General features: G+C 71.4%; 14 protein-coding genes. 10 read left to right on the top strand and 4 right to left on the bottom strand.

The window, feature by feature from the left end; all coding sequences use genetic code 11:
* Positions 1–49: 49 nt before the first annotated feature.
* The 3 genes from DN771_RS18190 to DN771_RS18180 are packed head-to-tail and all read right to left on the bottom strand — an operon-like array spanning position 50 to position 2,752.
* Entirely contained in the window at positions 50–814 is a 765-nt protein-coding gene (locus DN771_RS18190) for an SDR family NAD(P)-dependent oxidoreductase (protein WP_116998978.1), read from the bottom strand.
* Positions 811–1,779, bottom strand: coding sequence for a succinylglutamate desuccinylase/aspartoacylase family protein (locus tag DN771_RS18185; RefSeq protein ID WP_116998977.1), 969 nt, complete (start codon positions 1,777–1,779; stop codon positions 811–813). Before DN771_RS18185 ends, DN771_RS18190 begins: the two co-directional genes overlap by 4 nt.
* Entirely contained in the window at positions 1,772–2,752 is a 981-nt protein-coding gene (locus DN771_RS18180) for a dihydrodipicolinate synthase family protein (protein ID WP_162942095.1), read from the bottom strand. The genes DN771_RS18185 and DN771_RS18180 overlap by 8 nt, the downstream gene beginning before the upstream one ends.
* A 113-nt stretch (positions 2,753–2,865) precedes the next feature.
* Here DN771_RS18180 and DN771_RS18175 point away from each other — a divergent pair, with 113 nt between their 5' ends.
* The 3 genes from DN771_RS18175 to DN771_RS18165 are packed head-to-tail and all read left to right on the top strand — an operon-like array spanning position 2,866 to position 4,975.
* On the top strand, positions 2,866–3,237 hold the full coding sequence (locus tag DN771_RS18175; RefSeq protein WP_116999050.1) for a RidA family protein: 372 nt from the start codon (positions 2,866–2,868) through the stop codon (positions 3,235–3,237).
* The gene (locus DN771_RS18170) at positions 3,234–3,980 is read left to right on the top strand and encodes an MBL fold metallo-hydrolase (RefSeq protein ID WP_116998975.1); all 747 of its coding nucleotides are present in this window, start codon (positions 3,234–3,236) and stop codon (positions 3,978–3,980) included. Before DN771_RS18175 ends, DN771_RS18170 begins: the two co-directional genes overlap by 4 nt.
* Positions 3,977–4,975, top strand: a complete 999-nt coding sequence (locus DN771_RS18165) for a Gfo/Idh/MocA family protein (protein ID WP_116998974.1) — start codon at positions 3,977–3,979, stop codon at positions 4,973–4,975. The genes DN771_RS18170 and DN771_RS18165 overlap by 4 nt, the downstream gene beginning before the upstream one ends.
* Before the next feature lie 59 nt (positions 4,976–5,034).
* On the opposite strand, the gene DN771_RS18160 is transcribed toward DN771_RS18165, so the two are convergent.
* Positions 5,035–5,859 carry an SDR family NAD(P)-dependent oxidoreductase gene (locus DN771_RS18160; protein WP_205528655.1) on the bottom strand — a complete coding sequence of 275 codons (825 nt, stop codon included), beginning with the start codon at positions 5,857–5,859 and terminating at the stop codon, positions 5,035–5,037.
* A 133-nt stretch (positions 5,860–5,992) separates the two neighbouring features.
* Here DN771_RS18160 and DN771_RS18155 point away from each other — a divergent pair, with 133 nt between their 5' ends.
* The 7 genes from DN771_RS18155 to DN771_RS18125 are packed head-to-tail and all read left to right on the top strand — an operon-like array spanning position 5,993 to position 14,271.
* Complete coding sequence (locus DN771_RS18155) at positions 5,993–7,609, top strand: ABC transporter substrate-binding protein (RefSeq protein ID WP_116998973.1); 1,617 nt, start codon at positions 5,993–5,995, stop codon at positions 7,607–7,609.
* A 9-nt stretch (positions 7,610–7,618) separates the two neighbouring features.
* Positions 7,619–8,545 (top strand): ABC transporter permease, encoded by a 927-nt coding sequence (locus tag DN771_RS18150; protein WP_116998972.1) that lies wholly within the window; start codon positions 7,619–7,621, stop codon positions 8,543–8,545.
* Positions 8,542–9,387, top strand: coding sequence for an ABC transporter permease (locus DN771_RS18145; protein ID WP_116998971.1), 846 nt, complete (start codon positions 8,542–8,544; stop codon positions 9,385–9,387). The genes DN771_RS18150 and DN771_RS18145 overlap by 4 nt, the downstream gene beginning before the upstream one ends.
* Positions 9,380–11,467, top strand: a complete 2,088-nt coding sequence (locus tag DN771_RS18140; RefSeq protein WP_162942094.1) for a dipeptide ABC transporter ATP-binding protein — start codon at positions 9,380–9,382, stop codon at positions 11,465–11,467. The genes DN771_RS18145 and DN771_RS18140 overlap by 8 nt, the downstream gene beginning before the upstream one ends.
* On the top strand, positions 11,467–12,456 hold the full coding sequence (locus DN771_RS18135; RefSeq protein WP_116998969.1) for an NAD(P)-dependent oxidoreductase: 990 nt from the start codon (positions 11,467–11,469) through the stop codon (positions 12,454–12,456). Before DN771_RS18140 ends, DN771_RS18135 begins: the two co-directional genes overlap by 1 nt.
* Complete coding sequence (locus DN771_RS18130) at positions 12,449–13,498, top strand: Gfo/Idh/MocA family protein (RefSeq protein ID WP_116998968.1); 1,050 nt, start codon at positions 12,449–12,451, stop codon at positions 13,496–13,498. The genes DN771_RS18135 and DN771_RS18130 overlap by 8 nt, the downstream gene beginning before the upstream one ends.
* Positions 13,498–14,271, top strand: coding sequence for an HpcH/HpaI aldolase family protein (locus tag DN771_RS18125; protein WP_116998967.1), 774 nt, complete (start codon positions 13,498–13,500; stop codon positions 14,269–14,271). The genes DN771_RS18130 and DN771_RS18125 overlap by 1 nt, the downstream gene beginning before the upstream one ends.
* Positions 14,272–14,316: the final 45 nt, after the last annotated feature.

Here is a 14,316-nt window from a genome sequence, read left to right as displayed (position 1 = left end):
CGTGATTCGTGTCGGGTGCTGTGTTCGCCGGAGCGCGTGTCGTGGGGCGTCAGTACGACGTCCAGCCGCCGTCGACGGTGATCGTCTCACCGGTGATGAACGAGGCGTCCGTGGACACCACGAACCCGACGGCGGCCGCCACGTCGTCGGGCGTGCCACGCCGTCCCAGCGGTGTCCGGCGCTGCCACCACGGTCCGGGCTCGACGGGCGCGGGCGTCGGTCCGGCGGCGTCGAGTGCGATGTCGCCCGGCGCGACGCCGATGACGCGAATGCCGTGGTCGGCGAGGTCGAACGCCGCGCCCCGGGTGAAGCCGACGAGCCCCGCCTTCGACGCGACGTACACGGAGGCGTCGCGCTGGGCGGCGTAGGCGCCGACCGACGCGATGTTGACGACGACCCCGCCGCCGTTGGGAATCATCCAGCGCGCCGCGTGGCGGGTGCAGCGGATGGCCGCCTTGAGGTTGACGTCGATCAGTTCGTCGACGAAGTCGTCGTCGGCGTCCACGAGCGCGGCGATGGCGGCCGGGCCGGTGACGGCGGCGTTGTTGACGAGCACGTCGAGAGCGCCGGCCCGGGCGATCGCCTCGTCGACGAGCGCGGCGCACGCAGCGGGGGAACGGAGGTCGGCGGCGATGATGTCGACGTCGAGTCCCTCGGCGGCGAAGCGCTCGCGGGCCGCGGCGGACTCCTGGTCGGTGCGCTGGCCGGCGACCACGCGGAAGCCCGACCGGTGGAGGCGCCGCACGATCGCCGCACCGATCCCGGTGCCGCCGCCGGTGACGAGGGCCACCGGGCGTCGCTCCGGCCCGGTCACCGCTGCTCCTCGCGCACCGGCGGACCGACCATGGCGAGACCGTCGCCGGCCCGTACCTCTGCGGTGCGGCGCAGCATCATCAGCGTTCCGTCAGCAGGGGCCGTGATCGCCGCCTGCACGCGGCCCCCGCCGTCGAGCAGTTCGCCGAGCAGGTCGCCGCTGCGGACGGCGGCACCGGGCGAGGACCGGGTGACGAACCAGCCGTCGTCGAGCGCGGCGAGGGACGCGTCGGTGTCGCCGTCACCGCCGACGAGCAGCCGCGCCGGGCCCGCCGGCACCGTGGCCCCGATGGCGACCGGATCGACGGCCCCGACCCAGGCGAGGACGTTGCGCACGCCGCGAAGGTAGACGTCGAGGTCGTCCCCGCAGAGCCCCCCGCCGCCGCTTCCCTCGACGTAGATCGACGGCACGGCGAGGTCGCTCGCCGCCGACAGCGATCGGCCCGGGTTGGACGTGAGGTGGATCCACGACGTGGGCGAGCCGAAGGCGAGGCAGGCCTCGCGTGAGCGAGCGCCGACCGGCCCGGCGTCGACACAGCCGGCGAACACCGGCATCGCGTAGTGGCGGCCGGCGGAGTGGAGGTCGACGAGGAGCGAGGCGCCGGCGATGAGTTCGCGGGTGAGGACGTCAGCCACCCGTTCGGTGTAGCTCCCGGCCGGCGCGCCCGGGAAGGCCCTCGCCAGGTTGCCGCCGTCGGACGGCGACGTCCTCGTGCCGGCATCGAAGGCATCGGGGTTGGCGACCGGCACGACCTGGACACTGCCGAGGAGAGCGCCGGGGGAGCGGCGGAGCACGTCCTCGAGCACGGCGACCAGCTGCCGGGCGACCGTCACCCCTTCGAGCTCGTCGCCGTGGACGCCGCCCAGGACCACCGCTCGCGGCCCGCGGCCGGTGTCGCCGAACTCGACGACATCGAGCGCACGGATGCCGTCGACGGGCAACCGGCGGCGCGACACGTCAACCACGAGTCGCCACGCCGCCCATGCCCAATGCCCCGCGCAGCTCGTCGGCCCGGGCGAGGACGCGTGCGACGTGCGACGTCACCGCCGGGTCGGCCGGCGTGAGCGGGCGGGTGACGCCGACGGTGGCGATGACGCCGAGCTGAACGAGCGCCGTCTTGACGGTGGCGAGGAACCCTGAGGTGACGCTGCCGTCGGGCACCGGGTGCGAGTACAGGTCGAGCAGCTCGACGACCGCGTCCTGCACTCGGCGGGCGCCATCGGGATCGCCGGCGGCATGGCGGCGGGAGACCTCGACCGAGAAGTCGGGGAAGACGTTGGCGATCCCCGGGATCGAGCCGTCGTAGCCGGCCGCGAGCTCGCTGTCGATCGATGTCTCGGTGCCCGTGTAGCGGACGAACCCGTCGATGTCGCGCGTCGCGACTGCGATCTGGCGTCCCTTGCCGAGGTTCCCCGACGAATCCTTGAGGCCGGCGACCACACCTCGGGCGGCCAGGTCGCGGATCACGGGAACCCCCAGCGAGACGCCGACACGGCCGGGAACCTCGTAGGCGACGACCGGGGCCTCGGCCACGGCGGACACCGCCTCGAACTGCCGGGTCACCTCGGCCGGGCTGACGTCGAGGCCGATCGGGGCCGTCACGAGGATCGAATCGGGCCCGACCGAGGACACTGCCCGGACATGTTCGATCTGGTCGCCGGCGCCCGCCGGGGGGACCCCGACCATCACGTGGACCCGGCCGGCGACGTGGCCGACCACGTGCGTGGCGATCTCCTGCCTCACGACGGCCGGGAACCCGGCGGCTTCGCCCGACGAGCCGAGCACCAGCACGCCGTCGACACCCGCCGCGATCACGAAGTCGACCAGCGATCCGAGCGACTGGAGGTCCGGCCGGCCGCCTGGCTCGACGGGCGTGACCAGCGGCACCAGCACCGCGGGGGCCGGCAGGCTCTGGCGCGCAGCAGGGGTGGTCGGCACACGGGTCTCCTTCGGGTCGGGCCAGCGGTGCGGCAGCGATCGGCCGGCCCGACTACTGTAGATGAAATGCGCGTTTCGTTCAAAGAAACCCCGACGACCGGCGGGTCCGGCCGATGAGGGATGCCATCGAGCTGGCCGGGCCCGCCGGCCCCCTGCCCTTCTCCCCCGCCGTGCGGGCCAACGGGTTCGTGTTCGTGTCGGGCCAGGCATCGGTCGACGAGGCCGGCAACATCGTCGGTGGCGACCTCGCGTTCGAGTTCCGCCGCTCGTTCGAAGGGGTGCAGCGGGTGCTCGCCGCCGACGGGCTCACGCTCGACGACGTCGTCCAGGTCCGCATGTACGTCCGCGACCCTGCCGACCTCGCCGAGGCCAACGTCTTGTACCGCGAGTGGTTCACGCCGCCGTACCCGGCCCGCACCACGCTCACGGGCTGTCTGCCCGAGACGCTCAGGTTCGAGGTCGACGTGGTGGCCGCCCGGCGATGAGGCTGCTCCCCGAGGTGACGCTGGTGGCCAGCGGGTGGCTCGGCTGCTCCCTCAGCGACCCCCACGACTGTCACGTGTACCTCGTGGCCGACCCCGACGGCGGCGACGCCTATCTCGTGGACGCCGGCTGCGGCCTCGGGACCGATGCGACGCTGCAGGCGATCGACCGCGCCGGCGTCGACCGTCGGCGCATCGGGCGCATCCTGCTCACCCACGGCCACGCCGACCACGCGGCGGGCGCGGCCGACCTGGCCGACGCCCTCGGTGCCGAGATCTGGGCGGCGCCGGAGACGGCCGCCATCGTCGAGACGGCCGACCACGCAGCGAGCGGGCTCGACGACGCCAAGGCGGCGGGGGTGTATCCCGACGAGGTGGTGTTCCGGACACATCCGGCGGTGACCATCGGTGACGGCGCGCGCTTCGACGGCGGCGGCGCCATGGTGACCGCTCACCTCACGCCGGGGCACTCAGCCGGCCACCTCTGCTTCAGCACCGAGCTCTCCGGACGGCGAGTGCTGTTCAGCGGCGATCTCGTCTTCGCCCGGGGGCGGGTCGCGATCCTCGACACGCCCGACACCGACGTCGAGGCGCTCGCCGCGAGCATCGGCCTCGTCGCCGACCTGGCTCCCGACGCGCTCCTGGCCGGCCACGGCGAGCACGTGCTCGGTTCGGCGACCAGCCACCTGCTCGCGGCTCGTGACGCGTTCGCCGGCGGCGGGACCCCAGCGGGGTTGGTCCCGTGAACCCACCCCGACTGCACGTCGGAGTCGCCGGGCTCGGCTCGATCGGCTCCCGGCACGCCCGCCTGCTGGCCGCGCGGGGCGACGTCGACGTCACGGCATACGACCCACACGGAATCGACGACCGTCACCGCACGGACACGCCGCTGGGCGTCACGATCGACTGGAGCGAGTTCCTCGCCGGAGGCCTCGACGCCGTCGTCATCGCCTCGCCGGATGCGGCCCACGTGCCGCAGCTCGTCGACTGCCACCGCCTCGGACTGCCCGTACTCCTGGAGAAGCCGGTCGCCCCGTCACTCGCGGAGGCCACCGACGCCCTCGCCGCCACGGCTGGCGACGGCGTGCTGGTCGGCTACGTGCTGCGCCACCACCCGCTGTTGCGCCGCGCCGCGACCCTCGTGGGCGACGGGGCGATCGGGCGAATCGCGTCCGCCCACCTGTCGGTCAGCGCGGCCGAGACGCTCGCCGTCGCCCGCAACCGGTTCAGCGAGCCGGTCCCCTACCGCCTCGTCGTCGACTACAGCCACGAGTGGGACACCGTCCGCTGGCTGCTCGGGCCGGTGCGACGGTGTGCGGCCACCGCGACCACGTTCGACGACCTCGCCGACGACGTCGCCTGCCGCCGCGAGCACCCGCACGCCGTGGACGCCCTGCTCGAGCTGGAGTCCGGCGCGGCGGCGACGGTGCACCTCGACTACCTGCGCTCCGACCGTGGGCGGTGGGCGACCTTCGTCGGCACCGATGGGACGCTGACCGTCGACGTGGCGATGGCGACGATACGGCTCGACCGCGGCGCGGCCCCGGTGCACGAGGTCGTCGCGACCGATCGTGACGATGCGTTCGGGGCCCAGCTCGCCCACTTCCTCGACGTCGTTCGCGGGGTCCCGCCCCTCGTGACGTTGGCTGACGGGGTCGCGGCGCTCGCGGTCGCCGACAGTGTCCGGCGGGCCTCGGAATCAGAAGGCTGGGTGGACGTCCCGGCGGTGCCTCGCACGTGAGGACGAGGGCTGGCGTGGATCCGGTTCGGCGGTCGCGGGCCGGCGGGCTCGCCGCCGGGTCAGATGGCCGTCCAGCCGCCGTCGACGGGCAGGTTCACACCCGTGACGTAGGCCGCGGCCGGCGAGGCCAAGAACACCACGGGTCCGGCGAGGTCGGCACCGGTGGCCATCCGCCCGAGCGGCGTGCGACGCCGGTAGGCCTCGACGAACGACGCCGGCTGATCGGGTGTATGCAGCCCGCCCGGGCTGACGCAGTTGACGCGGATCCCCCAGCGGCCGTAGTCGGCTGCGAGGTGCCTGGTCAGGTTGATCATCCCGCCCTTGTCGAAGGCGTAGTACGCCGGGTTGTACAGCGGGGTCCCCTCGTACACCTCGAGCTGCGGCCCGACCATGCCGTAGATCGACGACACGTTGACGATAGCGCCGGAGCGCTGCCGCTTCATCTGCTCACCGGCGTAGCGGCAGATGGTGAGCAGCCCGGCGAAGTTGACGGTCGTCGTGGCGAGCAGATCGTCGAACGTGACCGTGTCGATCGTGCCGCCCCGCCGGGTGACCGCGTTGTTGACGAGGACGTCGAACCGACCGAACTCGGCGACGACGTGATCCCGGAAGCGGACGATCGACGCCTCGTCGGCGAGGTCGAGCTCCACTGCCACGGCAGATCGACCCTCGGAGCACAGGCGTGCCGCGACTGCCTCGGTGGCAGCCGTGTCGCGCGATGCGATGACGACCGTGGCGCCGGCCGCGGCCATCGCCTCGACCAGCCCGACGCCGTACAGGCCGGCGCCGCCCGTCACGACCGACACGAGCCCGTCGAGACGGAAGGGGCTGTTGGTCGCATGGTTCGCCTCCGCTGCGCCCAACGCCCCTGGTCCGCCGTCCACGACAGCCACCGTAGCAGACGCTCCCGAGTAAACGAAATGCACGTTTCATCTATTGACACGCTGAGATCCCGCCCGTTTACTGGGGCAGACCATCAATTGCGCCGGTGAGCGGCGACTCCGGAGGTAACGAACGATGTCCAGAAAGATCCCCAGGTCCGCGGCGATCCTCGCGCTCGGGGCCGCCCTCGCGGTCGGGCTCACCACCACAGCCGGTTCGGCCGGCGCCCGATCCGTGGCGTCAGCGGAAGGCGGGGCCGGTGAGCTGGTGATCGCCGAGGCGGCCGAACAGCCGTCGCTGGATCCCCACAAGAACGTCCAGTACCTGAGCGACGAGATGCATGCGCTCTACGACACGCTCGTCGTGCTGCTCCCCGACGGTACGGTCGGGCCGAACCTCGCCGAGAGCTGGACGGTGGACGGACAGTCGATCACCTTCACCCTGCGCCAGGACGTGGCGTTCCACGACGGCACGCCGTTCGACGCCGAGGCCGTGAAGTACAACCTCGATCGGATCGTCGATCCGGCGACCGAATCGACGAACGCCAAGGCGGTGCTCGGTCCCTACGAGAGTGCCGAGGTCGTCGACGAGTTCACGGTCACCGTCACCTGGTCCGAGCCGTTCGGCGGGGCGTTCATGGCCCTGGCCAACGCCAACCTGAGCATCGTCTCCCCCACCGCTGCCGAGGCCGGAGGCTTCGCCGAGCATCCCGTCGGCACCGGTCCGTACCGCTTCGTCGAGTACACGATCGGCGAGGAGCTCATCCTCGAGGCCAACCCCGACTACACGTCGATCCGCACCGATCTCGAGAACCATGGACGGCCGGCCTACGACCGGGTCGTGTTCCGCTACGTCGACAACGAGTCGACGCGCGCCAACCTGCTGACGGCCGGCGAGGTGGACATCGCCCAGCTCGCCGGACCCGAGGCTCAGCGCCTCAGCGCCGGCGGCGACCTCAACGTCGACATCTTCCCGTCGATCAGCGAGCACTGGGTCGTGCTGAACGCCACGGTGATCACCGACCCGGCGGTTCGTGAGGCGATCTTCGCGGCGATCGACCGCGACGGCATCCGGGCGGCGGTGGCGGGCGACCTCGGCCAGCCGAACCGCAGCGCACTGCCCACGCTGATGCCCGGCTACGACCCGACGGTCGCCGACGTCCAGCCGGAGTTCTCCGTCGAGACGGCCGGCGAACTGCTCGACGCGGCCGGCTACGAACTGAACGGCGACGGCGTCCGCGAGCGTGACGGCGAGACGATCAGCTTCGAGATCCTGACGGCGACCGGCGACCCGTGGGTGCCGATCGCCGAGCTGGTCCAGGACCAGCTGCGCCAGGTGGGCATCGAGACGACGATCAAGGCCGAGGAGTTCGCCACCGTCACCCAGACCAGGCGGGCGGGCGAGCAGGGGATCTACGTCGGGCGGTACGGCATCAACGAACCGGCCAGCCAGATGCTCATCCTCTTCTCGTGCGACACCATCCCGTCGGCCGACAACCCGCAGGGCACGAACCTGACGTTCAACTGCAACGAGGAACTCGATGCCGTGCTGAACGAGGCCAGCCAGGAGCTCGACGCCGAGGTTCGCAACGGCCTCCTTTCGGAGGCCCAGCACCTGCTCGCCGCCGACTTCACGAGCATCACGCTGTACGAGTCCCAGATCGGCGTCTTCTCGTCGCAGGACATCGCCGGCATCGGGATGCAGCCTGACGGCATCCTCAAGATCAACGACGTCCACCCCGCGGACGACTGAATCGAGACGATGGAGCTCATCCGGTTCGCGATCCGGCGCGTCATCGGCGCCGCGCCGGTCGCGTTCGCGGTGCTCGTCGTCACGTTCCTCATGCTTCGCCTCGTTCCGGGCGATCCCGTTCAGGTGATCGCCGGGACGACGCTCGACCCTGACGTCGCGGCCGAGCTGCGTGAGCAGCTCGGCCTCGACGACCCCCTCTGGCACCAGTTCTGGGACTACCTCACCGGCGTGTTCCGCGGCGACCTCGGCACGTCGTACCTCACGGATCGTCCGGTGTCGACGATCATCGGCGATCGCATCCTCAACACCCTCCGCCTGTCGTGCGCCGGCCTGCTGATCGCCGTGTGCATCTCGGTGCCCTTCGGTGTCTGGGTGGGACGCCGGCGCAAAGGCGACGCCGGGGTCGGGTTCACCACCGCGACGACGATGATGGCCGCGACGCCCGACTTCCTCCTCGCCACGATCCTGTCGGTGGTCTTCGCCGTGCAACTGGGCTGGTTCCCGGTGGCCGGTGACAAGGGGTGGACGTCGCTCGTGCTCCCCGCCGTGGCGCTGGGCATCCCCCTCGCCGGTATCCAGGCCCGCGTCGTGCGGGCGGGCATCGCCGACGCCAGCCAGCAACCGTTCGTGCGAACGCTTCGGGCCGTCGGTGTGGCCGAACGGACGATCCTCACCAACCACGTCGCCCCGAACGCGTCGATCCCGCTGATCACACTCCTCAGCGTGGAGTTCAGCCGGGTGATCGCGGGCGCGCTCGTCGTGGAGAACATCTTCGCCTGGCCCGGCCTCGGGACGACGATCTTCGAGTCCATCGAGCGCCGTGACCTGCCCGCAGTCCAGGGTGAGATCCTCGTGGTCGCCCTCGTGATCCTGCTCGTCAACATCGTCGTCGACGTCCTGTACCGCGTCATCGACCCGAGGATCGGTGCCACATGACCGAGCGCTGGCCCACACTCCGCCGGTGGCTCTCGTTGCCCACCACTCGCATCGGACTCGTGCTGCTCACGATCGTGCTGGCGATCAGCATCATCGGCCCACTGGTGTGGGATCTCGACCCGCTGACGACGGACGCCGTGAACGGCTACGCATCACCATCGGGCGACCATCCGCTGGGCACCGACCGGCTCGGTCGCGACGTGCTCGCCCGCCTGCTCGCCGCCGGCACGATGTCGATCATCGCGGGCGTCGCGGCCGTCGGCATCGGTGCCATCGTCGGCATCGTGATCGGCATCGCCTCAGGGTTCATCGGTGGCCGGTTCGACGCCGTCGTCATGCGGGTGGTCGATGTCCTGCTCGCCTTCCCGATGCTGCTCAACGCCCTCGTCGTCATCGCCATCATCGGCCCGAGCATGACCGGTGCCGTCATCGCCGTCTCCGTCTCGGCGATCGCCCCGTACGCGCGCGTTCTGCGCGGCACGGTGCTCCCCATCCGGACAGCGACGTTCGTGAAGGCCGCCCGCGTCTCGAACACGCCGTTGCACCGCATGTTGCGGGTGCACGTCCTGCCGAACGTTCGCGACGTCGCCCTCGTGCTCCTCGTGATCGGAGCGGGCAACGGCATCGTCGTGCTCTCGGCCCTCAGCTTCCTCGGCATCGGTACCCAGCCGCCCGACGCAGACTGGGGCGTGCTGCTCACCGAGGGGGTACGCGCCGTCTACTTCGTGCCAGCCGCAGCCGTCGCCCCCGCCGTGATGCTCCTCATCACGGTGCTCGGCATCAACCTGATCGGTGAAGGGCTCGGCACCACGCTGCGGACCGATCGGCGGCCGCATGCCTGACGGGCACCCGCTCCTCGATGTGGATCACCTGACGGTCGCCTTCGGCTCGTTGCGCGCCGTCCGCGACGCGACGTTCACGATCGACCGCGGCGAGCGCGTCGGTGTCGTCGGCGAATCGGGCTCTGGGAAGTCGACGCTCGCCCACAGCGTCATGCAGCTGCTCCCCGACGCGGCGACGATCGAAGAGGGAACGGTCCGGCTCGACGGTTCCGATCTCGTCACGCTCGGATCGGGCGAACTCCGCAAGCTCCGTGGCACACGCGCCGGGATGGTGTTCCAGGACCCGCTGACCTCGTTCGATCCGCTGCGGACGATCGGCAGCCATCTGAAGGCCGGGCTCCGCGCCCACGGGCTCAGGAAGCGGGCCCTCATCGAGCAACGCTCGCAACAGGCGTTGCGCGACGCCGGGCTCCCCGACCCCGAGTCACAACTGCGCCGCTATCCCCACGAGCTCTCGGGCGGCATGCGCCAGCGGGGCCTGATCGCGCTCGGACTCGAGAACGGCCCGACCCTTCTCGTCGCCGACGAACCGACCACCGCGCTCGACGTGACCATCCAGGCCCAGATCGCCGAGCTGTTCGCCACGATCGGAGAGCCCGGCCCGAGGGCCGACATGGCGCTGCTCATCGTGTCGCACAACCTCGGTCTGATCCGCCGTCTCTGCGACCGCGTCCTCGTGATGTACGGCGGTTCGATCGTGGAGGACTCCCCCGCCTCCGAGTTCTTCGGTCGCGCCCATCATCCGTACTCGAGGGCATTGCAGGCGGCCACACCCCGGCTCGGCGCCCAGCGTGGTGAGATCCGCCCGATCCCCGGCCAGCCCGTCGACCTCGCGCACCTGCCGGCCGGGTGCGCGTTCGCGCCCCGCTGTGACCGTCGTACCGATCGGTGTGACACCGAGGTCCCCGTGCTCGTTCCGGTGCCCGGTTCGGCGGCACGGGTCGCGTGCTGGCACCCCATCGACGGGAATGACGCATCGGTCGACGTGACCAGTGTGGTCGGGGCCGATGCAACCGCGGTGGACGGCGACGGGCCCTCCGAGACGTTGGTCGCGGTACGCGACGCGACCCGCGTCTACAAGGTCCGTGCCGCCGGCGGCCTCCTCCACCGCCGTCGCGACCTGGTCGCCCTCGGCGGGGTGTCCATCGAGATCGCCCCGGGCCGGACCCTGGCTCTGGTCGGCGAGTCGGGGTCGGGAAAATCGACACTCGCCCACGCTGTCCTCGGGCTCACCCCGTTGACGTCGGGCCGCATCGAGTTGAGCGGCGAGGACGCGCGCACGGGCGGCGACCGGGCGCGCCGCGAGCAGTGGATGCAGGCGGTCTTCCAGGATCCACACGGCTCGCTGAATCCACACCTCATGGTGAACGACGTCGTCGCCGAACCCCTGGTGAACCTCGGGGTCGGCCGTGCCGAGCGCGAGGCGCGAGTCCGGGAGGTCCTCGACGCGGTCCGCCTGCCGCCCAGCCTCGCCCGCCACCGCCCCCGCGAGCTGTCGGGCGGTCAGGCCCAGCGCGTGGCGATCGCTCGAGCACTCGCGCCTCGACCGAAGGTGATCGTGCTCGACGAGCCGACGGCGTCGCTCGACGTGTCGATCCAGACCCACATCGTGTCGTTGCTCCGCGAGCTCCAGGCAGAGCACTCGTTGACCTACCTCTTCGTGTCCCATGACCTGGCCGGCGTTCGCGAGATCGCCAGCGACGTCGCCGTGATGTACCTCGGCCGACTGGTCGAGGTCGCCCCGTGGCGCGCCCTGTTCGACTCGCCGCAACACCCCTACACGGTGGCGCTGCTGTCTGCGGTGCCGAGCATCGACGAGGAGCCCGACACGGATCAGCGCATCGTGCTCAACGGCGAACCTCCGTCGGCACTGGCGGTGCCGCCCGGGTGTGCCTTCCACACCAGGTGCCCCGTCGCCCAAGACCGCTGTGCGACCGACGTGCCAGTGCTCTCGCCCGTCACGACCGGAGGGATGGTGGCGTGCCACTTCCCCGGTTCGCTCGCCGTCGCCGAGGCGCCGATCCGGCGCAAGCCCGACGTCCCCGTCGCTCTCACCCCACCGACCCGAACGGAGAACTGATGACGCCCCCTTCCCCGACGCGTGTGGTGGTCGTCGATCCGATCACCACCATCCGGTGGGACTACGACCACGAAGCCGACGAACTCGCCCGCCACGGCGTCGAGCTGCTGCTGCCGGCCGACGAGCGAGAGGTCGAGACCATGGTGCCGACCGCCGATCTGCTCGTCGCGTCCGGCCGACTCTCCGACCACTTGTTGCGCGCGGCGGAGCGGGCGTGCGCGGTGCTGTGCTACTCGGTCGGCATGGACGGGGTGAACCGGGCCCTCGCCGACGAGCTCGGGATCGAGGTGTCCAACGTCCCCGGCTACTGCACCGAGGAGGTGGCCGATCACGCGATCACCCTGCTCCTCGCCGCCCAGCGCATGCTCGTGCCGTGCGCGACTCTCGCCGCACGCGGCGAGTGGCAGGTCCGCGACCGCGACGACTTCTACCGCATCCGCCGCGTCGCCGAGACGACCGTCGGAGTCGTCGGCCTCGGTCGCATCGGGAGCCGCTTCGCCGAGAAGGCCCGTGGTCTCGGCATGACGACGATCGCCCACGATCCCTACCTCGTCGAGTCACCACATCACGACGTCGAGCTCCTCGGACTCGACGATCTGTTGCAGCGCGCCGACGCGGTCGTGTTGTGCGCCGCCCTGTCGGAGGAGTCCACCGGGTTGATCGGCGCCCGTGAACTCGACCTCATGGATCCCGGCGCCATCTTGGTCAACGTCGCGCGCGGCGGCCTGGTGGACGAGGGTGCCCTGGCGGACGCGCTGCGGGCGGGACGGTTGCGCGCGGCTGCCCTCGACGTGCGCAACCCCGAGCCGCCCACGGCCGACGACCCGCTTCGGGGCCTCGACAACGTCGTCCTCACGCAGCACACTGCGGCGACCTCGGTCGAGGCGTTCCGCGACATGCATCACTTCGCGGCACGACGGATCATCGAGCTGCTCACCGCCCACGGACGTCTCCCGGCGAGCCTGGCAACGGGGGCCGGCGATGCCTGACGCCACCGGTGCACCACTCGGCGTCGCCGTGATCGGCAGCGGATTCATGGGCCGCACGTGGTCCCAGGTGTGCCGCCTGGTCGGCGACCGGGTGCGGCTCGTCGGCGTGGCCGTCGGGCGGCGGGCGGCGCAACTGGCGAGCGACTACGAGTGCGAGCACGTCGACGACCCGGCCGAGCTCATCGGCCGGTCCGACGTGGACGTCGTCATCGTCACCACCCCGCCGCACGTGCACCGGACAGCCGTCGAATCCGCCGCCGCGGCCGGCAAGCACGTGCTCGTCGAGAAGCCGCTCTCCTCCACGTCGGAGGATGCCCGAGCGATGATCGACGCCGCCGAGGCGGCCGGGACCCTCCTTGCCACTGTGTCGCAGCACCGATTCCGCGCCGCGCCCCGATTCGTCCGCGGCGTGCTCGACTCTGGCGCGGTCGGCCCCGTTCGCATGGCCCGGGTGATCGGACCGGAGACGGGCTTCTGGGACACGTCGGTGACGCACGACGAGTGGAAGCTCGATCCCGCGCAGCAGACCGTGTTCGCGTCGTGGGCCGCCCACGCGTGCGACCTCCTGTACTGGTTCGTCGGTGCCGAACCTGTCGAGGCGTACGGCCGCATCACCCAATACGGCGACTCGCCACCGGTGGGACGCAGCGCAATGGCGACCTACGGCTTCGCCAACGATGCGATGGCCCAGGTGTGGATGAGCTACGACATCCCGCAGCCCGGACTCGGCTCCGGCCTCCAGTTCGAGCTGATCGGCGCCACCGGCATCGTCCGCCTCGACTCGTACGGCGCCGTCGAGGTGGGGACGGCCGAGGGCTGGACGGTGCCGTTCCGCCAAAAGGCCTTCGACCCGCTCGACCCGATGGATCCGGCCCGGCTTGCCGCGTACGCCGACCAGCTCGCCGACCTGGTGGACGCGGTGCGCCACGGGACCCGTCCGGCGGTGAGCGGTCTCGACGGACTTCGTTCGGTGGCGATGACCGAGGCCGCCGAGCGCTCGGCCGCCGAACATGTGGTCGCTCGAGTCGGGGCGGTGCGTTGATGCGCCCGGCCGTGGAGCTGAGACGCCGTCTGGCCGACCCGGACGTCGTGACCACCGGGGTGCTGTGCAGCCTGCACCTGTGGCCCGGCCTGGTCGAGGTCGTACGCCGCGCCGGCCTCGACTACCTCATCATCGATCTCGAACATCTCCCATTCGACAGCGAGCTGGTGGCCGACGTGTGCGCGATCGGCCGGCGAGAGGACTTCGCCGTGATCGTCCGGCCGGGTGACTCGGCGTCACGCTCGATCCGTGCTGCGCTCGACCTCGGACCGTGCGGGCTGCTCGTGCCGGCGGTGGCCAGCACCGCCGACATGGACCGCATCGCCGACGCCGCGCTCATGCCGCCGCGCGGCACCCGCCGCCCCGGCGGCCCGGCCGTGCGCTGGGTCAGCGACGTCCACGCCGACGCATGGCGCACCGAGGTCGAGGACAACCTGCTGATCATGCCGCAGATCGAGACGCTCGAGGGGCTCGACAACGCGTCCGCCATCGCCGCCCATCGTCTGACGACTGCGATCGCGATCGGGCCCTACGACCTGTCGGCCCAACTGGGGGTGTGTTGGGATCCTGGGTCGGCGGCGCTGCGCGACGCGATCGAGCGGATTCGCGCCGCAGGAACCGCCGCCGGCAAACCGATGTGGATGATCGGCGACGGGCCTGCCCTCGTCGCCGACGGATTCCGCTTCGTCTGCCTCGGCGAGCCCACGATGGCGCTCGAGGGAGCGCTACGAGCCGCCGCGGAGTCGACCCGACGTGCCGAAAGGGCGCGGTAGCGTGATGCGCCGCGGCGATCGCCGACGGCCGCCGGCCGGTGGACG

This window comes from Desertimonas flava (assembly GCF_003426815.1).
In the GTDB taxonomy this organism is placed as follows: Bacteria; Actinomycetota; Acidimicrobiia; order Acidimicrobiales; family Ilumatobacteraceae; genus Desertimonas; species Desertimonas flava.
The sequence above is the reverse complement of the archived record's forward strand: the minus strand, read 5'-3'. Positions and strand labels throughout refer to the sequence as shown.